We start from the raw sequence: 21088 nt of genomic DNA, 5'->3' as shown, positions 1-21088 counted from the left end.
AGACCCCCAAATATTTAGAGCGAAGGTCTGACCCCCACAAAAATTAAAGACCCATATTATTTCTGATATTCTTTTTTCTATGAAAAAGAGCTGTAACGCTCAAGAATTCGTTACAGCCTTTCACAAGTATTTTCTAATTTTACTATTCTTATTCTGCTTAATTTCTTCGACAGTTCCCGTCGCAATGATCTCTCCACCAAGTTGACCGCCCTCAGGTCCCATATCAATAATATAATCAGAATTTCTAATAACATCTAAGTCATGTTCAATCACAATAATAGTCGCTTTTTGATTAATTAATGTATCAAATACACGAAGTAGTGTTTCTACATCTAATGGATGTAATCCAATAGAAGGTTCATCAAAGATAAAGATGCTTCCATCTTGTACTTTTCCTATTTCTGATGCCAGTTTTAATCTTTGTGCTTCTCCACCAGATAAGGCAGGTGTTGCTTCACCAAGAGTCAAATAACCAATTCCTAAATCCACTAGAACCTGTAGTTTCTCTTTAATCTTCTTACTTTCTTTAAATACATCTAACGCTTCTAAGATAGTAAGAGACATCACATCCTTAATAGAATAACCATGGTACATTATAGAATCCACATCATTGCTGTAACGTGTACCATCACAATGTTCACAAGTCATTTCTATATCTGGAAGAAACTGTATATCCATAGAAATAGTACCAGTACCTTCACATACAGGACATCTTAACTTACCTGTATTATAAGAAAAATCACCTGCGCTATATTGATCACTTAATCTTCCATACAATCTTCTTAAATGATCAAATACACCAGAATAAGTTGCAACAGTACTTCTGACATTATTTCCAATAGGGGACGCATCAATTAAATCAACCTTATTGACCCATGATGCATCCAATTCTTTTATATGTTGAGGAAGTGTTTCATGATTTAATGAAGCCTTTATGGCAGGATATAAAGACTCAAGAATCAATGTTGTCTTACCACTTCCAGACATACCAGTAATTGTAGTAAGAACTCCTTTAGGAATAGAAATATCAAGTGGTTTGACAGTATGTATTGTATCTGTTTTAAGTCTTAAAAAGTCTTCATTAAAAATTTCTTTCTTATTTCTTACAAGAGTTTGATGTAAATCATTGAGATAAGGTCCAATGATAGAATTCTTATCCTGAATGATTTCATCAATAGTACCCTGACTAATTATAGAACCACCATTCTTACCTGCTTCAGGCCCTATTTCAATCATATAATCCGCTTCCTTAAGAATTCTTGTATCATGATCGACCAAAACAATAGAGTTACCATCCTTGATCAACTCTTTCATAATCGCAATCAAGCCATCTACATTGTCTGGATGTAATCCAATAGAAGGTTCATCAAGAACATAAAGAACACCTGTTGTTCTATTTTTTACAGTACGTGCAAGCTGTACTCTTTGTAGTTCACCTGTTGATAATGTAGAAGAAGCACGATCAAGAGTCAGATAACCGAGTCCTAAAGACAGTAATGCATTCGCATTAATCGTGAATTCTTCAAGAATAGTAGAACCCATTTCTTTCACATCATCATTAAGGGTATTGATTACCTGTGGAAGCCATGCAGCTAAATCCTTTAAACTCATCGCACATACTTCAGTTAAAGTCTTCCCACCTAGTAATGTAGAATTTGCACGTGTATTAATACGAGAACCATGACAAGTCGGGCATGTCTCTTCCTTAAGGAATTTACTGACACGCTTCATATTCTTTTCATTCTTAACCTTCTTTAATGCATTCAAGACAGTCGCTTTGGCACTATAGTAAGTAAAATCTAATTCTCCTGCATCCACGCTCTCTTTATTCTTAGGACGATAGAAAATATGTTTTTTTACCATTGGTCCATCATATACAATATGCTTCTCTTCTTCTGTTAATTCTTCAAAAGGAACATCAGTACGCACACCCATAGCACGACAGACATCTTTCATTAATGACCACATGAGTGTATTCCATGGCGCCACAGCCCCTTCATCAATAGTTAGATGAGGATCAGGAATCAAAGAATCAATATTAATTGTCTGTACAATACCAGTGCCCTGACAATCAGGACATGCGCCTTGTGAATTAAAGGCATACTCCTGAGCACTTAAGCCATTAAATCTTTCGTGGCAGATTGGACACTCAATCATTTCACCTCTCGCTACATTTATACTCGCAGGTACTCTATGTCCGTTAGGACATAAATAATCTCCACAACGTGAAAATAATAAGCGAATAGAATTCAATAATTCTGTCTGTGTTCCAAAGGTAGAACGAATGCCAGGTATATTAGGTCTTTGATGTAATGCTAGAGTACTAGGAACATATTTGATAGAATCTACTTTGGCTTTTTCTCCTTGAGAGATTCGTCTTCTTGTATAAGTAGATAATGCTTCTAGATATCTTCTTGAACCTTCAGCATAAATGACTCCTAATGCTAAAGAAGACTTACCACTTCCTGATACACCAGAAATAGCTACAATCTTATTTAAAGGAATATCAACGTCGATATTTTTTAAATTATGAACCTTTGCGCCTCTTATTTCCATATGATCAATCATACAAAATCCTCCACGTAATATAAAAAACTAGCTATCTCTAGCTAGTTCATCTTAATTAATGGTGCGGCCGATGAGATTTGAACTCACACAGACGTACGTCCACAAGTCCCTCAAACTTGCGTGTCTACCATTCCACCACGGCCGCAACTTTGTGCAACTCAAATTATACTTGAGTTGCACATAGAATTCAACTATTTTTTAAGAAGATTATAGAGAGACTGAGCATAGATAGCAGCTGCAGTTAATAAATCATCTAATGAAATTAATTCATTTTCTTCATGCATATGATGGTTTTTACCAGGGAATTCACAACCAAAAGCAACACAGTTAGGCATTTCCTTTGCATAAGTTCCACCACCAATAGTCTGAGGACCATGTTCATGATCATTTGTGAACTGTACATATGATTCATGAAGCTTCTGAACTAATTCACTATTAGGATCTACATATAATGCAGGACCAATATCATGTTCTTCACTAAAGCCATACTTATTAACAGCTTCATCTACATTCTTAACAAGTTCATCATTGTCTGAGTCATGAGGAAGACGTAAATCAAGAGTTAATGAACCTTCATTATTTTCATAATCTAAGATACCAAGGTTAACAGTTAAAGCACCCATTTCACCAGTAAATGCGACATTGAACTTTTCACCTAAATAATCATTATATGAATATTCATCAACGAATTTTGCGTAGCTATTATCAGTTACACTTGCAATATAATGACATAGGTTACTTGCGGCATTATTACCTAACTGAGGCTGAGATGCATGGGCACTCTTACCTTTTAAGAATAAGTGTGTGTTACCATCTACAACTTCTAAAGAACCCTTGAAGTTATTTTCTTTTAAGAATGCATTATATGATTCTTCATAGTCAGTACCCTTTAATACAGCTTTAGCCTGATCTGGTACGATATTCACTACACGTCCTGAATGAATAGAAATCACCTTATCATCATCAGTTTTACCCTTGATGATGAAATGACAGTTACCTTTTTCACCATATACTACAGGGAAATCAGCATCTGGAGTAAATCCCATCTTTGGATATGGACGATGCTGGAAATAGTAATGCATACAGCGAGAACCATTTTCTTCATTACATCCAAAGATAATACGAACCTTCATTCTCTTTTCAAAATCAAGTTCATTAACAATCTTAGCAGCATAATAAGCAGCAATTAAAGGCCCCTTATCATCAGCAACACCACGACCATAAAGTGTATCTCCATCAAGAGTCATATCATATTCTGGATAATCCCATTCCTGACCTTCAGTAGGTACAACATCTAAGTGTCCAAGAATACCAAAACATTCTTCTCCTTCACCAATGTCAATAGAACCAGCATATCCATCACAATCATCAGTGACGAATCCATCTCTCTTACCAATAGAAAGCATTAAATCAAGCGCTTTACGGTTGTTTTCACCAAATGGCTGATTTTCTTTCGCAGTAGATTCATCAAGAGTTGAAGGAATTAGACATAAGTCCTTTAAATCTTTCAGCATTTCATCTTTATGCTTTAATACTTCTTCTTTAAAATCGATCATTTTATTCACCTCATTGACTATTATATACAATTTTTTAAGTATTTGAAACACACATACTGCACCTTTTTGTAACGTTCGTTCAAGAGTTGTGCTAATATAGTAAAAAGGGGGGCAAAAGAATATGGAGAATAAGGACATACAATTTCATATTACAGTAAAAGGTATTGTGATTTATGAAGGTAAGACATTGATTCTAAAGCGTGTCAGACCTTCATCAGATGGACTTGGTTATTGGGAATTACCAGGTGGTGGATTAGAATATGGGGAAGATCCTCACCAGGCGTTAGTAAGAGAATTAAAGGAAGAAACAGGACTAGATATTGAAATCATTAAACCTGTTTACACATTTACGGCTATTAGACCACATTATCAGACAGTAGGTATTGGTTTCTTGTGTATTCCTACAAATGATAAAGTAAAGATCTCATTTGAGCATACAGATTATAAGTTTGTGGATGAAGATGAACTAGAGAAGACACTTGATCCACATATCTTTAATGATATTAAGAAAACAATCGAAGAATATAATCAAATACGAGAATACGAAGAACTAAAAAGAGAAGCAAATTAAACGCTTCTCTTATTTCATATAGATCTTTTTAACTTCACAGATATACATTGTATGGAAATCCTTGTTAGGATAATTCTTATCCACAAGTGTTTCATCTAAGAAACATTCAGGCTTAATTGTATCTTCATAGAGTTTCTTTCCAACAATGACAATGTCTGCTTCTTCAAAAGATGGAAGACCTTCAATAAATGTAGGTGTTAAATCAGTCTTTGCAATCTTATCTCCATCACGTCCAGATTCTCTACCTAATACTGTTAAGTCTTTCATATGTTCTCCATTAAAGAATGAAAGAGTCATATTTTCATTGGAATCTATGAATTCCTTTGTATAGCGCTGTGGTCTTACAAAGCAAGTCATCACTGGCTTATTCCATAATGTACCCATCTCTCCCCATGAAATAGTCATAGTATTAAATGCGTCTTTATTACCTGCACTAAGTAGTGCCCATTCCTTGTTCAATTTATTGAATATTTCTAAATCAAATGTCTTTATATCTACTTCTTTAAACATAGTCATTACCTCCGATTTTATATTATAAACATATGACAATATTTAATCAAATTTGTGCTTGTCAAACTATAGGTTATTTGATAAACTACAACTGTATTATACGACTGACGGAAGTGGAATTAACCACATGGAGTATAATTTCTTGAAGAGCCGACCGTCTGGGCAACGTCCTGGACTTAGTAGGCTCTTTTTTTGTTTTTTCAAAAAAAAAGAAAGCATGCAGGTACTGGATTAGTATATAATTGTTTTGAAAGAAAATAACCTGAAAGAGAGGAAAAACAAAAAAATGTTAACAGACGTAGAAATTGCACAGAGTACAGTCATGGAGCCAATTAAGAATGTGGCAGAAAAGATTGGACTTACTGAAGATGATTTAGAATTATATGGTAAATATAAAGCAAAAATCTCTTTAGAAACTATCAAGAAAGTTGAAAATAATCCAGATGGTAAATTAATTCTTGTAACTGCAATTAACCCAACACCTGCAGGTGAAGGTAAGACAACTACAATGATTGGTTTATCACAGGCATTACATCAGTTAGGTAAGAAATCTGTAGTCGCAATGCGTGAACCAAGCTTAGGTCCTTGCTTTGGCATTAAAGGTGGTGCAGCTGGTGGAGGATATGCCCAGGTTGTTCCTATGGAAGATATCAACCTTCATTTTACAGGTGATATTCATGCCATCACTTCAGCAAATAACTTGATTGCGGCAATGCTTGATAACTCTATTCAGCAGGGTAACCCTTTGAATATTGATACTAGACAGATTGTATGGAAGAGAGTTGTTGACTTAAACGATCGTGCTTTAAGACATATTGTTGTTGGTTTAGGCGGTAAACCAAATGGTGTTCCTCGTGAAGATGGTTTTGATATTAGTGTTGCAAGTGAAGTGATGGGTATCTTATGTTTATCTACTTCTCTTGAAGATTTAAAGGCAAGAGCAGCAAGAATGATTGTTGCTTATAATTATGATGGTGAACCAGTCACTGTTGATGATATTCATGCAACTGGCGCTGTGACTTTATTATTAAAGGATGCCATCAAGCCTAACCTTGTACAGACTTTAGATCATACTCCAGTATTTGTACATGGTGGTCCATTTGCCAATATCGCTCATGGATGTAACTCAGTTATGGCTACAAAGCTTGCTATGAAGCTTGGTGATTATGCTATTACTGAAGCAGGATTTGGTGCTGATTTAGGTGCTGAAAAGTTCTTAGATATCAAGTGTCGTCAGGCTGGATTAAATCCAGATGCAGTTGTCATTGTTGCGACTGTTCGTGCATTAAAGATGCATGGTGGTGTCAATAAGAAGGAATTAGGTACTGAAAACCTTGAAGCATTAAAGAAGGGTATTGGTAACTTAACTAAACATATTGAAAATATCAAGAAGTTTGGTTTACCTTGTATCGTTGCTATTAATGCCTTCCCTACAGATACAGAAGCTGAATTAAAGCTATTAGATGATATGTGTAAGGAATTAAATGTTGAAGTATCTATTTCTGAAGTATGGGCTAAGGGTGGCGAAGGAGGCATTGATCTTGCTAACAAGCTATTAAATATCCTTGATACTAAAGAATCTCATTATGCACCTATCTATTCATTAGATATGCCTATTGATGAAAAAATCAAGACAATCGCCAAAGAAATCTATGGTGCAGATGATGTTGTTTTCACTAAGAAGGTAGCTAATAAGATCAAGAAGTTCACTGCTCAGGGCTTAGGTGATTTACCAATCTGTATTGCGAAAACTCAGTATTCTTTATCAGATGATCCTACTTTACTTGGACGTCCAGAAGGATTCAAGGTAACAATTAATGATTTGATTCCAAATACTGGTTCTGGATTCTTAGTTGCTATTTCTGGAAGTATTATGCGTATGCCAGGTTTACCAAAAGTACCAGCTGCCAATAATATGGACATTGATGAAGAAGGTAAGATTACCGGTTTATTCTAATAATTGAGGTCAAGTTTAGGTGAAAGGCCTCTGAGCACCTAGATCATGAAAGTCATAATGAAAATAATGGAGGACTGAAATGAAAGCTGCAGTAATTATGGGTTCTGCCTCTGATGAAGCAAAGGTAGAAAAAGGAATTGCTATATTAAAAGAATATGGCGTAGATGTTGAAGTACGTGCTTTATCTGCACACCGTGCACATCGTGCATTGAGTGAATTTGTAGAAGAATGCAACAACAATGGAACAGATGTTATTTTAACAGCTGCTGGTATGGCTGCCGCCTTACCTGGGGTCGTTGCTTCTATGACAGTGTTACCAGTTATTGGTATTCCAATCAAAGGTGCAAGTTTAGATGGAGTGGATGCCTTATTATCAATTGTCCAGATGCCTTCTGGTATCCCAGTTGCAACAGTTGCAATTGATGGTGCTAAGAATGCTGCCTGGTTAGCACTTGAAATCATGGCAATCAAATATCCAGAATTAAGTGAAAAATTAAAGAACAACCGTCAGGCTATGGAAAAAGCCTGCTTAGATACAAACAACGAAATTTCAGAAAAATATAGATAAGAGGAGAAAACAACAATGGAAAAGAAAGAATTAATGTACGAAGGAAAAGCTAAGGAAATTTTTGCAACTGATAATGAAGATGTTATCTTAATGCATTATAAAGATGATGCAACTGCAGGTAATGGTGTAAAACATGATCAGTTTGCTGGTAAGGGTGTATTAAACCACACTATTTCAGGTATTATCTTTGATATGTTAGAAGAAGCTGGTATCAAGACTCATATGATTGAAAAGTTAAATGATACTGATGATTTAGTTAAGAAAGTAGAAATCTTCCCACTAGAAGTTATTGTACGTAATATTACAACAGGTTCTTTCTGTAAGAGACTTGGTGCTAAGGAAGGTGTTGTTTTAGCAGAACCAATTTTTGAAATTAGTTATAAGAATGATGAATATGGTGATCCATTAATCAATGAAGACCATGCTGTTGCTTTAGGTCTTTGCACTAGAGATGAATATAACACTATCAAATCTGAAACATTAAAGATCAACGAATTACTTAAGGCTTTCTTCTTAAGATTAAACTTAAAGCTTGTAGATTTCAAAATCGAATTTGGTAAGACTAAAGAAGGCGAAATCGTATTAGCTGATGAAATTTCACCAGATTCTTGCCGTTTATGGGATGTAGATACTAACAAGAAGTATGACAAAGACGTATTCAGACAGGATATCGGAGATTTAATTGAAACTTATAAAGCAGTTCTTGCAAGAATGGAAAAATAATAGATAAAAGGATGAAGAAACATGGATTATAAAAAAGCTGGAGTAGATATTGAAGCAGGTTATAAGTCAGTAGAATTAATGAAGAAGCATGTTAAGGCTACTATGAGACCGGAAGTACTTGGTGGTATTGGTGGTTTTGCGGGCGCTTTTGATTTAAGCAAGATCAAGGATATGGAAGAACCAGTTCTTTTATCAGGTACTGATGGCTGTGGTACAAAGGTAAAACTTGCTTTTGTAATGGATAAACATGATACAATTGGTATTGATGCAGTTGCAATGTGTGTGAATGATATTGCTTGTTCAGGTGGAGAACCTCTATTCTTCCTTGATTACATTGCATGTGGTAAGAATTATCCTGAAAAGATTGCGACTATCGTTAAGGGTGTTGCTGAAGGATGTATTCAGTCTGAATGTGCCCTTGTTGGTGGTGAAACTGCAGAACATCCAGGTTTAATGCCTGTTGATGATTATGATTTAGCTGGTTTTGCAGTAGGTGTTGTAGATAAGAAGGATATTATTGATGGTTCTACAATCAAGCCTGGTGATGCTTTAGTTGGTATTGCATCTACTGGTGTACATAGTAATGGATTCTCTTTAGTACGTAGCGTATTTGAAATGACTAAAGAATCTTTAGATACTTATTATGATGAATTAGGTACTACTTTAGGTGAAGCATTAATTGCTCCTACTAAGATTTATGTAAAAGCATTAAAGAGCGTAAAGGATGCTGGTATCAAGGTTAAAGGATGCAGCCATATTACTGGTGGAGGATTCTATGAAAACCTTCCTAGAATGTTACCTGATGGTGTAAAGGCTGTTGTTAAGAAGGACAGCTATAAAGTACCTCCTATCTTTGGCTTAATTGCAAAAGCAGGAAACGTTGAAGAAAAGATGATGTATAACACATTCAACATGGGATTAGGTATGGTTCTTGCTGTTGATCCTGCAGATGTTGAAAAGACTATCGAAGCAATCAATGCTGCTGGCTATGAAAGCTATGCAGTAGGTTATATTGCTGAAGGTGAAAAGGGAGCAGAATTATGCTAAACATAGCTGTATGCGTATCTGGTGGTGGAACTGATCTTCAGTCCATCATCGATGCGTGTGAAGCCGGAAAAATCAATGGACAGATCCGTCTGGTTATTTCTAACCGTAAGAAGGCTTACGGTTTAGAAAGAGCCTGCCTTCATGGTATTCAGGCAGAATGGATCAAGGATGAAGACGAGATCTTAAAGAGATTTGAAGAAGAAAAGATTGATGTTGTTGTATTAGCAGGTTATCTTGCTATTGTGGGAAATAAGCTGATTGAACAATATAAGAATCGTATTATTAATATTCATCCCTCACTTATTCCATCTTTCTGTGGTCCTGGGTTCTATGGAATGCATGTCCATGAAGCTGTGTTTAAAAGAGGTGTAAAGGTATCAGGTGCAACTGTTCATTTCGTTACTGGAGAAGTGGATGGTGGGCCAATCATCTTACAAAGAGCAGTTGATATTTCAGATTTAGAGACACCTGAAGATATTCAGGCACGTGTCTTAGAAATCGAACATGAAATTTTACCAGAAGCCGTTGCTTTATATTGTGAAGGACGTGTTTCTGTAGAAAACGAAAGGGTGAAGATCAGTTGAAAAGAGCGTTAGTATCAGTTACAAATAAAGAAGGTATTGTTGAATTTGCGAAAGGTCTTGAAGAATTAGGATTTGAAGTTGTTTCTACTGGTGGAACATATAAGAAACTATTAGAAGCAGGTGTAAAAGCTATTGAAATCGATGATGTGACAGGTTTCCCTGAAATTCTTGATGGAAGAGTTAAGACACTTCATCCAAAAGTACATGGTGGTATTCTATTTAGAAGAGATGTAGAAGAACATGTCAAGACTGTAGAAGAAATGGGTATTACACCTATTGATCTTGTTTGTTGTAATCTCTATGAGTTTGAAAAAGCGCTTAAGGCTGGTAAGCCAATGGCTGAAATGATTGAAAACATTGATATCGGTGGACCTTCAATGATCCGTTCTGCTGCTAAGAACTTCAAGGATGTATTGATTGTTACTGATCCAAAAGATTATGATGCTGTCTTAGAAGCTATTAGAGAAGATAAGACTGATTTTGAATTCAGAATGAATCTTGCTTATAAGGCCTATAGCTTAACAGGCAGCTATGATGCAATGATTTCTCGTTATTTCGCTGATCAGGTCCATGATGAATTCCCCGATATCTTAAATATTTCATTAAAGAAGACAGATCATTTGCGTTATGGTGAAAACTCTCAACAGAGTGCAAATGCCTATGTTGATCCATATGTTCAGCATTCTTTATTAGATTATGAACAGTTACATGGTAAAGAAATTTCTTTCAATAACGTGAATGACTTATATGGTGCTGTTGCTTGTGTAAGAGAATTCGGTGATCAGCTTGTTACTGTTGCAATCAAACATTCTACTCCATGTGGTGTTGCTATTGGTAAGACTGGCTATGAATCTTATAAGCGTGCTTATGAAGGTGATCCAACTTCTATCTTTGGTGGTATCATCGCTGTAAACTATAAGATTGATAAAGAAACTGCTTTAGAAATGAAGAAGACTTTCTTAGAAATCATTGCAGCACCTGATTTTGATGATGATGCTTTAGAAGTATTAGAAAAGAAGAAGAACTTACGTTTATTAAAACTTAAGAATCTTGATGCACGTGATGCTAAGTATGATATTAAGTATCTTGAAGGTAAAGCACTTGTTCAGGAATTAAATACTAAGCTTATTGATGAAATGAAAGTAGTGACTAAAAAGCAGCCAACAGAAGCTGAATTATCTGATATGGAATTTGGTTTGAAGGTTGTTAAATATGTTAAGTCTAATGCGATTGTACTAGTGAAAGACGGATGTACTCTTGCAGTAGGTGGAGGACAGACTTCACGTATCTGGGCATTAGAAAATGCAATTCATAATAATCCTGATAAGGATTTCCATGGTGCTGTATTAGCAAGTGATGCATTCTTCCCATTTAGTGATTGTGCACAGGTGGCTGATGAAGCAGGTATTAAGGCTATTGTACAGCCTGGTGGATCAGTTCGTGATCAGGAATCTATTGACTATTGTGATGAACATGATATGACAATGGTCTTCAATGGCTATAGACATTTTAGACACTAAGGAGGCGTTCTATGAAGGTTCTTGTTATTGGTAGTGGTGGAAGAGAACATGCAATTGCCTGGAAATTAAAACAGAGTAAACATGTTACTGAATTATATGCTATTCCTGGTAATCCTGGTATGGATGCTGTATGTATTCCAGGTAGTGTAGAAGATATGCCTTTTATCTTAAAGACTGTTGAAGAAAAGGGTATTGATTTAACTGTTATTGGTCCTGAAGTACCATTATGTATGGGACTTGCTGACTATTTAGAAGAAAGAGGACACAAAGTATTTGGTCCTAGAAAAGAATCAGCTATTCTTGAAGGTTCTAAAGCCTTCTCTAAGGATTTCATGAAAAAGCACAATATTCCTACTGCAAAGTATGAAGAAGTGACTGATTATGAATTAGCTGTTAAAGCATTAGATGCATTTGATCTTCCTGTTGTTGTTAAGGCTGATGGTCTTGCAGCAGGTAAGGGCGTAGTCATCTGTGAAACAAAAGAACAGGCAAAAGAAGAATTAAAGGTTATGCTTGATGGCAGTGCTTTTGGTGAAGCTGGTAAGAAGGTTGTCTTAGAAGAATTCTTAACTGGTTTTGAATGTTCTCTACTATGTTTTGTAGACCATGATACAATCGTACCTATGGTATCTGCAAAAGACCATAAACAGATTTATGATAATAATGAAGGTCCAAATACTGGCGGTATGGGTACTGTATCACCTAACCCATTTTTACCTGAAGGTATGGAAGGGACTTTCAAAGAAAAGATTCTTGACCCATTCATGAAAGGCTTACATGAAGATCATATGGATTATCGTGGTGTTGTCTTTATTGGATTAATGATCAAGGATCAGGATGTAAAGGTATTAGAATTCAATGTTCGTTTTGGTGATCCTGAAACTCAGGTTATCTTAATGAGACTTGAAAGTGATTTATATGAAGTGATGTATGGATGTGCGACAAATACATTGAAAGATGTAGATGTTAAGTGGAAAGATGAACAGGCAACATGTGTTGTTCTTGCAAGTGGAGGCTATCCTGGATCTTATGAAAATGGTAAAGTCATTACTGGTTTAGATCATCTTCCAGAAGATATCGTTGTATTCCATGCAGGTACTAAACGTAATGAAAACAATGAAATCGTCACAAATGGTGGACGTGTATTAAACGTTTGTGCATTAGGACATGATCTTGAAGAAACAAGAAAGAAAGTCTATGATGCAATTGAAAACATTCATTTTGACGGCATGTATATGCGTAAAGATATTGGCTTACATTAGGAGGATAACATGGCTAAAGTTTATCGCGTTTATGTAGAAAAAAGAAAAGAAAATGCGGTTGAAGCAGATTCTATCAAACATGATTTGATGACAAGACTTGGTTTAACTGACATTTCTAACTTAACAGTTGTCAACCGTTATGACCTTCAGGGGATTACTGAAGAAGTATTAGAAGAAGGTATTCCTACTATTCTTTCTGAGCCAATGGTAGATGAAGTATATCGTGAAGAATATGCAATTCCAGAAGGAGCTGTAAGTTTTGCGATTGAATATCTTCCAGGACAGTATGATGCTAGAGCTGATGCCTGTGAACAGTGCTTCCAGTTATTAACTGGTGAAAAGGGCGTTAAGGTTAAATGTGCAAAGCTTATTGTAATCGAAGGTATTTCTAGTGATGAATTACCAGCAATCAAACATTATTTAATTAACCCTGTTGATTCTAGAGAAGCGTCTTTAGAAAAGCCAGAAGATTTAAATGATGCTGTTGTTGAAATCAAGAAAGTTCCAGTTATTGAAGGATTTATTGGTTTCACTGATGAAGAAGTTGAAGCATTACTTGAAAAGATGAGTCTTGCAATGAACTTCGATGACTTAAAAGTAACTCAGAACTATTTCAGAGATGTAGAAAAGAGAGATCCTACAGAAACTGAAATCAGAGTATTAGATACTTACTGGTCTGACCATTGTCGTCATACTACATTTGCGACTGTTATTACTGATATTGATATCGCAAGTGGTGCATTTAAAGAAATCTTAGAAAAAGATGTAGAAAAATATAAAGCAAGCCGTCATGTTGTTTATGGTGTAGATACAAAGAGACCACTTACTTTAATGGATCTTGCAACTATTTCTATGAAAGAACTTAGAAAACGTGGCTATTTGGATGATATGGAAGTATCTGAAGAAATCAATGCCTGCTCAGTTCGTTTAAAAGTTCATACAACTGATGGTGATGAAGATTGGTTATTAATGTTTAAGAATGAAACACATAACCATCCAACAGAAATTGAACCATTTGGTGGTGCTGCTACATGTTTAGGTGGTGCAATCCGTGACCCATTATCAGGTCGTGCTTATGTTTACCAGTCTATGCGCATTACTGGTGCAGGTGATCCTCGCCAGAAATTAGAAGATACACTTCCTGGTAAATTACCACAGAGAAAAATCTGTGAAGAAGCCGCTCATGGTTTCTCTTCTTATGGTAACCAGATTGGTTTAACAACTGGTTTTGTCCATGAAGTATATGATCAGGGGTATGTTGCTAAGAGAATGGAATTAGGTGCTGTAGTTGCAGCTGCACCAGAAGAACAGGTTAAGAGATTAATTCCTGAAAATGGACAGATTGTCTTATTAATTGGTGGACGTACTGGTCGTGATGGTATCGGTGGTGCCACTGGTTCTTCTAAGAAACATGAATTAAAGACTACTGAAACTGCTGGTGCTGAAGTACAGAAAGGTAATCCAGTTGAAGAAAGAAAGATTCAGAGATTATTTAGAAACAAAGAATTCTCTAAGAAGATTGTAAGATGTAATGACTTTGGTGCTGGAGGTGTCAGTGTTGCAGTTGGTGAATTAGCACCTGGTCTTGATATCAACTTAGATGCAGTATTAAAGAAATATGAAGGTTTAAATGGTACTGAACTTGCAATTAGTGAATCACAGGAACGTATGGCTATTGTCATCAATGAATGTGATAAAGACTTCTGTATCCAGGCTGCTCATGATGAAAACCTTGAAGTTGTACAGGTGGCTACAGTTACAGATAAGAACCGTTTAACTATGAAATATATGGGAGATACTATTGTAGATATCTCTAGAGACTTCTTAGATGAAGCAGGAGCTAAACGTTATCAGGATATCCATGTAGAATTACCTGATTTTGATCAGGCACCATTCAACCCAGAAGCAAAAGAAAACTTCACTGAAACGACTAAAGAAGTATTATCTCGTTTATCTACAGCTTCTCAGAAGGGCTTAGTAGAACGTTTTGACTCTTCTATCGGTAATGGTACTGTTCTTTCACCATTTGGTGGTAAGACTTACCGTACAGAAACTGAAGGTATGGCTGCATTAATTCCAGTATTAGGAAAAGAAACAACTACATGTTCATTAATGAGTTATGGTTATAGCCCACTTGTTTCTGAATGGTCACCATATCATGGTGCAATCAATGCGGTTGTAGAATCTGTCGCAAAGATCATCGCAATGGGTGGTACATGGCATACAATCCGTTTCTCATTCCAGGAATTCTTTGAAAAACTATTAAATGATCCTAAGAGATGGGGTAAACCATTTACTGCATTACTTGGCGCTTATCGTGCTCAGGAAGAATTATTATTACCTTCTATTGGTGGTAAGGATTCTATGTCAGGTTCATTTGAAGACTTAGATGTTCCTCCAACTTTAGTATCATTTGCGATTACTGGTGGGGATGTACATAAAGTCATCACTCCTGAATTAAAAGAAGCAGGACATGTATTAGTAGAATTCATGCTTCCTAAGGATGAATTCCATGTATTTGATTTTGAAGCATTAAGAAAACAGTTCGATGCAGTAGAAGCATTGATACAGTCTGGTAAGGCTTATTCAGCTTATACAGTTAAAGACGGTGGTTTAGTTGAAGCTGTTTACAAGATGGCATTTGGTAATGAAATTGGTGTAGCATTTGACGATGCATTAACACTTAATGACTTAGTTGAAAAGAACTTTGGACATATTGTTGTAGAAGTAGACAATGCAGAAGTTGTTGAAGGATATGAAAATGTTCGTATTATTGCTTCTACAAATGAAGAAAAGGCTGTATCATATAAGGGTGAGAAAGTTACACTTGATGATGCATATGAAATGAATAGTGCACCATTAGAATCTGTCTATCCTACTACAGCAAAAGCACCTACTACAGAAGTACGTACTGGTGACTGCAATGAAAGAGGCAAGATGTTTGCTTCTAAGAAGTATGATGAAGTCAATGTTGTTATTCCTGTATTCCCAGGAACTAACTGTGAATTTGATTCTAAACGTGCATTTGAAAAAGCAGGTGCAAAGGTTCAGCTTGTTCTTATTAGAAATAAGACAGAAGAAGATATTAAGAAGTCTGTTGATGAATTAGAAGAAGCAATCCATAATGCACAGATCATGATGCTACCAGGTGGTTTCTCAGCTGGTGATGAACCTGAAGGTTCAGGTAAGTTCATTGCAACTGTATTACGTAACCCAAGATTAAAGGCTGCAATCGATGATTTATTAGACAATCGTGAAGGCTTAATGATTGGTATCTGTAATGGATTCCAGGCATTAGTAAAACTTGGTTTACTTCCTCATGGACATATTAAGGATATGAGCAAAGATGATCCTACTCTAACATTCAATACAATTGGACGCCACTTATCTCAGATGGTAACTACAAGAGTATCTAGTGTGAAGTCTCCATGGCTTGCAAATGTAGAGTTAGGTGATGAACATATTATCCCTATTTCTCATGGTGAAGGACGTTTCGTTGCACCTCAGGAAGTACTTGATCAGTTAATTGATAATGGTCAGGTAGCATTCCAGTATGTTGATCCAAATGGAAATGTGACTATGGAATCTCCATATAACCCTAATGGTTCTATGTATGGTATTGAAGGTATCGTTTCTGAAGATGGTAGAGTATTAGGTAAGATGGGTCATTCTGAACGTCAGGGTGAAAACAGAGACCTTAACATCTACGGTGAAATGGATCAGAAGTTATTTGAAGCCGGCGTGAAGTATTTTAAAGGAGAATAACGAATGGATAAATTAGAATTTGAAAGTATGACACTCTGTCCTCTAGATGGACGTTATGGCAAGATTAAAGATCAGTTAGCTGATTACTTCAGTGAATATGCACTTGTTAAGTATAGAGTGTTTGTAGAAATCCAGTGGTTGAAGTTCCAGTTGGATCACCTTCATACAGAAACTTTAGACAAGGTTGATCCTAACAAGGTAGATGATATTCTTGCGATTTCTAAAGATTTCAACTTTGATTCTTTCAAGAGAATTAAAGAAATCGAATCTGTTACAAGACATGATGTTAAGGCAGTAGAATATTTCATTGATGAAAAGCTTAAAGCTTTAGGTTATGAACATTTAGAAAGCTATGTACATATCGGATGTACTTCTGAAGATATCAACAATACATCATATGCATGTATGATTAAACATGGCTTAAAGGATGTTTGGTTACCTGCAGCTAAAGAATTTGCTTCAATGATCAATAAATTAGCAGTAGATCATAAGGATGATGCAATGCTTGCACATACTCATGGACAGCCTGCTACACCTACAACTATTGGTAAAGAATTCAAAGTCTATGCTTATCGTTTCTTTTCTAGTATTGAAAACGTTGAAAATATCAAGATTAAAGCAAAATTCAATGGGGCAACTGGTAACTACAGTGCTATCTTAACAGCCTTCCCTAACGAAGATTGGCCTACATTAAATAAGGAATTCGTAGAAGACTATTTAGGACTTACATTCAATCCATTAACAACTCAGATTGAATCTCATGACTATACTTGTCATATCTTAGATGGTATTCGTCATTTCAACAATGTATTGGCTGATTTAGATGTAGATATGTGGTTATATATCTCAATGGAATACTTTAAACAGATTCCTGTTAAGGGTGAAGTTGGTTCTTCAACTATGCCTCATAAGGTTAACCCAATCCGTTTTGAAAACTCTGAAGCAAACATTGATTTATCAAATAATCTATGTGTTGCATTATCTAACAAGCTTCCTAAGTCAAGAATGCAGAGAGACTTATCAGACTCTTCAAGTCAGCGTAACTTAGGATTATGCTTCGGATATTCATTACAGGCTATTTCTGAAACAACTGGTGGTTTAGCTAAGTGTGTTGTAAATAAAGAAAAGCTTGCGAAAGACTTAAATGAAAAATGGGAAGTTCTTGCAGAACCTATCCAGACAATGTTAAGAAAATATGGTGTACCAGATGCTTATGATACACTTAAGGCCTTAACTCGTGGTAAGAATATTTCTCAGGAAGATATTCAGGCATTCGCAAAGAGCTTAGAACAGTTAAGTGATGAAGATCGTCAGACTTTATTAGATATGACACCTTCTTCATACATTGGTTTAGCTTCAGAACTTTGTGATATCGAACTTTAATCATTAAGAGACAACCTCTATTGGGGTTGTCTTCTTTATTTTTAGAGATGGGTTTGTTATAATGTTACAAAAGGTGGTGAGAATCTTGGGAGATACACGATATGTATTTGCAGAATGCATCAAACAACTGATGAATCATCAGTCTCTTGATAAGATCACAGTGACTGATATTGTGGAAATGAGCGGTAAGACTAGACAGACATTTTACCGTTATTTTCGTGATAAATATGATCTTGTGAACTGGTATTTTGAAATATTAGCGGACAAGTCTTTCTTACAGATTGGTAATAGTGAAACCTTAAGAGAAGGGCTTATTAAGAAGTTCCAATTTATTTATAATGATAGGGTATTCTTTAAAGAAGCATTTAAATCTAAAGATTATAATAATGTAGAAAACTATGATTATAATTGTATTCTCACTTTCTATCAGAATATTATTAAGAGAAAATTAGGTAATAATATCCCATCAGATATAGAATTTTTATTAGAAATGTATTGTCATGGGTCTATTACTATGACAGTAGATTGGGCAACAGAAGGATATAAGCTAAAACCTGAAGAATTAGCTGATATGCTGATTGAAGCATTACCACCAAAGTTAGATGAACTGCTAAGAGATCTGAAATAAGATCTCTTTTTCTTTTTCATAATAAATCATTCGTGCGAAATAATGTTACTTAAAGTTAGATTTCTGATTTGCTTAAAATTAAAAGGTATAATGAAATTAGTCTTGAAAAGGATTACATAAGTAATCTATAAGAAGGGTAGACAACTTCATATAAACATTTTTACGCTTATGATGGACAGATGAAATAAATATGAAGGGAAACTTTGATCTTTTTGACAAACTTATAGTGTATTGACATGGATTATCTATTTTTTATAGATATTCTATGCCTTTTTACATTATTAGAAAAGTTGAAAAGACTTTTTTTTGGGACAAATCAAATAAGGAGAAAACGGTTATGAACAAGAAATTGATGACTATGTTAGTCGCTTGTGCTTTATCAGTATCAGCATTATCTACTACAGCAGTATTTGCAGAAGATGCAGTAGTAAATGGTGATACTCCAGCTGTTACTGAAACTACACCAGCTTCTTATGAACCAGAAATCACTTTAACTACATCTAAATGGACAGGGGATAATGATATTGTCTTTGATGTAGATACTAAGGGTGGAACAGTTTATACTCAGGAAATCTATATTTATGATATAAATGGCGCAATGCCTATTACAGGTGCTGCAGCTAAAGTAGAAGTAAATGAAGAAGGTAAAGGTAAGATTACATTTACTAAAGATGTATTAAAGAACGCAAAAACTTGGGATGATAGTTTTGAAAACCAGATTTCAGTAGATTGGACAAAGATTAATAAAATTGAATTCAGCTTTGGATTCGAATTAGATGATCAGTATGAGTCTAAAACTGTTTATGTTGAAGCTTCAGTAAAGTCTCCAGAAATCACAGTAACACCTACTGCACCATCTCAGCCAGCTAAGCCTTCTACGCCTGCAAAACCTGCAGAAAATAGGGGTACTACAACAACTACAAAGAAGGAAGCACCAAAAACTGGTGATACTATGAATGTTGCGTTATATGCTTCATTATTAGTAGTAAGTGCTTTAGCTGCTGTTGTATTAACTACTAAGAAGAAAATGGCTGAATAATCTGTCTTATTAAAATAAGCGTAAGTAAAATCAAATGTAAAGGGAAGAAAGGCAATTGAGAAATCAGTTGCTTTTTTTGTAAAATTATTCACAAAGTGACAGATTGACTTATCTGTCACTTGAATGATAACACTTACAATGATACCATGGAGTCAGAAAATGAATCACAAAGGAGATTGATAATCATGAATAAGTTCATGCTAAATGAAACAAGTTATCATGGAGCAGGTGCTATTAAAGCTGTTCCAGAAGAAATTAAAGCAAGAGGATTTAAGAAAGCATTCGTTGCTTCTGACCCTGACTTAGTAAAGTTTGGAGTTACTAAGAAAGTAACTGATTTATTAGATGAAGCTGGTATTGAATATGTTCTTTACAGCAACATTAAACCAAACCCAACTATCGAAAACGTACAGACTGGTGTTGCTGCATTCAAAGAAGCAGGTGCTGATTGTATCGTAGCTATCGGTGGTGGATCTTCAATGGATACATCTAAAGCAATCGGTATCATCATTACAAACCCTGAATTTGCTGATGTACGTTCATTAGAAGGTGTTGCACCAACTAAGAACCCATGTACTCCAATCATTGCTGTTCCTACTACTGCAGGTACTGCTGCTGAAGTTACAATCAACTATGTAATCACTGATGTTGAAAAGAAACGTAAATTCGTTTGTGTAGATACTCATGATATTCCAGTAGTTGCTGTTGTTGACCCAGACATGATGTCTTCAATGCCAAAAGGATTAACTGCTGCTACAGGTATGGATGCTTTAACTCATGCTATTGAAGGTTATATTACTAAAGGTGCGTGGGAACTTTCAGATATGTTCCATATTAAAGCTATCGAAATCATCGCTCGTTCATTAAGAGGTGCTGTTGAAAACACTGCTGAAGGACGTGAAGGTATGGCTTTAGGTCAGTATGTTGCTGGTATGGGATTCTCTAACGTAGGTTTAGGTGTTGACCATTCTATGGCTCATACATTAAGTGCTTACTATGATATGCCTCATGGTAAAGCTTGTGCAATCTTACTTCCAACAACTATGGAATACAATGCTGAATATACTGGTGAAAAGTATAAAGATATCGCTAAGGCTATGGGTGTTGAAGGTGTAGATGGTATGACTCAGGAAGAATACCGTAAAGCTGCTGTAGATGCTGTTAAGAAGTTAGGTGAAGATGTTGGTATCGAAATGACTCTTAAGGGTGTTGTTAAGGAAGAAGATATTCCTCAGTTAGCTAAGGATGCTTATGCTGATGCTTGCCGTCCAGGTAACCCAAGAGATACTTCAGTTGAAGATATTGAAGCATTATATAGATCATTACTTAAATAATATAATTAACAATCTACTAGAGGAAGGAACATTTGTTCCTCCTTTTTGTTTTTTGTTGATGTTTCTTATAAAA

Annotated in this window: 16 protein-coding genes, 1 tRNA gene and 1 riboswitch; of the genes, 13 read left to right on the top strand and 4 right to left on the bottom strand. The window is 35.6% G+C overall.

Annotated features, from left to right (window positions below; translation table 11 throughout):
• Positions 1-120: 120 nt before the first annotated feature.
• The 3 genes from QZQ55_RS02750 to pepV all read right to left on the bottom strand — a co-directional run bounded on the left by QZQ55_RS02750 (position 121) and on the right by pepV (position 4124).
• On the bottom strand, positions 121-2568 hold the full coding sequence (locus QZQ55_RS02750; protein WP_295089591.1) for an excinuclease ABC subunit UvrA: 2448 nt from the start codon (positions 2566-2568) through the stop codon (positions 121-123).
• Positions 2569-2627: 59 nt separating this feature from the next.
• Positions 2628-2713: transfer RNA gene (locus tag QZQ55_RS02745), tRNA-Leu, on the bottom strand.
• Between the two features lie 46 nt (positions 2714-2759).
• Entirely contained in the window at positions 2760-4124 is a 1365-nt protein-coding gene (pepV, locus tag QZQ55_RS02740; protein WP_295089588.1) for a dipeptidase PepV, read from the bottom strand.
• 121 nt (positions 4125-4245) lie between these two features.
• Here pepV and QZQ55_RS02735 point away from each other — a divergent pair, with 121 nt between their 5' ends.
• A complete protein-coding gene (locus QZQ55_RS02735; protein WP_295089585.1) occupies positions 4246-4695 on the top strand; it encodes an NUDIX domain-containing protein in 450 nt (149 codons plus the stop codon).
• A gap of 9 nt (positions 4696-4704) precedes the next feature.
• Here QZQ55_RS02735 and QZQ55_RS02730 read toward each other — a convergent pair whose 3' ends face one another.
• A complete protein-coding gene (locus QZQ55_RS02730) occupies positions 4705-5205 on the bottom strand; it encodes a flavin reductase (RefSeq protein ID WP_295089582.1) in 501 nt (166 codons plus the stop codon).
• A gap of 90 nt (positions 5206-5295) precedes the next feature.
• A riboswitch (ZMP/ZTP riboswitch) is annotated at positions 5296-5376 on the top strand.
• Positions 5377-5491: 115 nt separating this feature from the next.
• Here QZQ55_RS02730 and QZQ55_RS02725 point away from each other — a divergent pair.
• The 12 genes from QZQ55_RS02725 to fucO all read left to right on the top strand — a co-directional run bounded on the left by QZQ55_RS02725 (position 5492) and on the right by fucO (position 21015).
• A complete protein-coding gene (locus QZQ55_RS02725) occupies positions 5492-7162 on the top strand; it encodes a formate--tetrahydrofolate ligase (RefSeq protein WP_295089579.1) in 1671 nt (556 codons plus the stop codon).
• Between the two features lie 79 nt (positions 7163-7241).
• A complete protein-coding gene (gene purE / locus QZQ55_RS02720; RefSeq protein WP_217747415.1) occupies positions 7242-7730 on the top strand; it encodes a 5-(carboxyamino)imidazole ribonucleotide mutase in 489 nt (162 codons plus the stop codon).
• Positions 7731-7745: 15 nt separating this feature from the next.
• Positions 7746-8453, top strand: coding sequence for a phosphoribosylaminoimidazolesuccinocarboxamide synthase (gene purC, locus QZQ55_RS02715; RefSeq protein ID WP_006506992.1), 708 nt, complete (start codon positions 7746-7748; stop codon positions 8451-8453).
• Positions 8454-8474: 21 nt separating this feature from the next.
• Positions 8475-9500, top strand: coding sequence for a phosphoribosylformylglycinamidine cyclo-ligase (purM, locus tag QZQ55_RS02710; protein WP_295089577.1), 1026 nt, complete (start codon positions 8475-8477; stop codon positions 9498-9500).
• Positions 9494-10084: a phosphoribosylglycinamide formyltransferase gene (purN, locus tag QZQ55_RS02705; protein WP_295089574.1), complete on the top strand. Its 591-nt coding sequence runs from the start codon at positions 9494-9496 to the stop codon at positions 10082-10084. Before purM ends, purN begins: the two co-directional genes overlap by 7 nt.
• Positions 10081-11604, top strand: coding sequence for a bifunctional phosphoribosylaminoimidazolecarboxamide formyltransferase/IMP cyclohydrolase (gene purH, locus QZQ55_RS02700; RefSeq protein ID WP_117459151.1), 1524 nt, complete (start codon positions 10081-10083; stop codon positions 11602-11604). Before purN ends, purH begins: the two co-directional genes overlap by 4 nt.
• Before the next feature lie 11 nt (positions 11605-11615).
• Positions 11616-12866, top strand: coding sequence for a phosphoribosylamine--glycine ligase (gene purD / locus QZQ55_RS02695; protein ID WP_295089572.1), 1251 nt, complete (start codon positions 11616-11618; stop codon positions 12864-12866).
• A 9-nt stretch (positions 12867-12875) separates the two neighbouring features.
• On the top strand, positions 12876-16631 hold the full coding sequence (locus QZQ55_RS02690; RefSeq protein WP_295089570.1) for a phosphoribosylformylglycinamidine synthase: 3756 nt from the start codon (positions 12876-12878) through the stop codon (positions 16629-16631).
• Positions 16632-16634: 3 nt separating this feature from the next.
• Positions 16635-18014 (top strand): adenylosuccinate lyase, encoded by a 1380-nt coding sequence (purB, locus tag QZQ55_RS02685; RefSeq protein ID WP_295089568.1) that lies wholly within the window; start codon positions 16635-16637, stop codon positions 18012-18014.
• 85 nt (positions 18015-18099) lie between these two features.
• Positions 18100-18642: a TetR/AcrR family transcriptional regulator C-terminal domain-containing protein gene (locus QZQ55_RS02680; protein ID WP_295089566.1), complete on the top strand. Its 543-nt coding sequence runs from the start codon at positions 18100-18102 to the stop codon at positions 18640-18642.
• 337 nt (positions 18643-18979) lie between these two features.
• Positions 18980-19681 carry an LPXTG cell wall anchor domain-containing protein gene (locus QZQ55_RS02675; RefSeq protein ID WP_295089563.1) on the top strand — a complete coding sequence of 234 codons (702 nt, stop codon included), beginning with the start codon at positions 18980-18982 and terminating at the stop codon, positions 19679-19681.
• A 182-nt stretch (positions 19682-19863) separates the two neighbouring features.
• Entirely contained in the window at positions 19864-21015 is a 1152-nt protein-coding gene (gene fucO / locus QZQ55_RS02670; protein ID WP_295089599.1) for a lactaldehyde reductase, read from the top strand.
• Positions 21016-21088 lie beyond the last annotated feature (73 nt).

The organism is uncultured Catenibacterium sp. (genome assembly GCF_900540665.1).
Classification (GTDB): domain Bacteria; phylum Bacillota_I; class Bacilli_A; order Erysipelotrichales; family Coprobacillaceae; genus Catenibacterium.
Note: the sequence above shows the minus strand (reverse complement) of the source record. Positions and strands in the feature narration are given on the sequence as shown.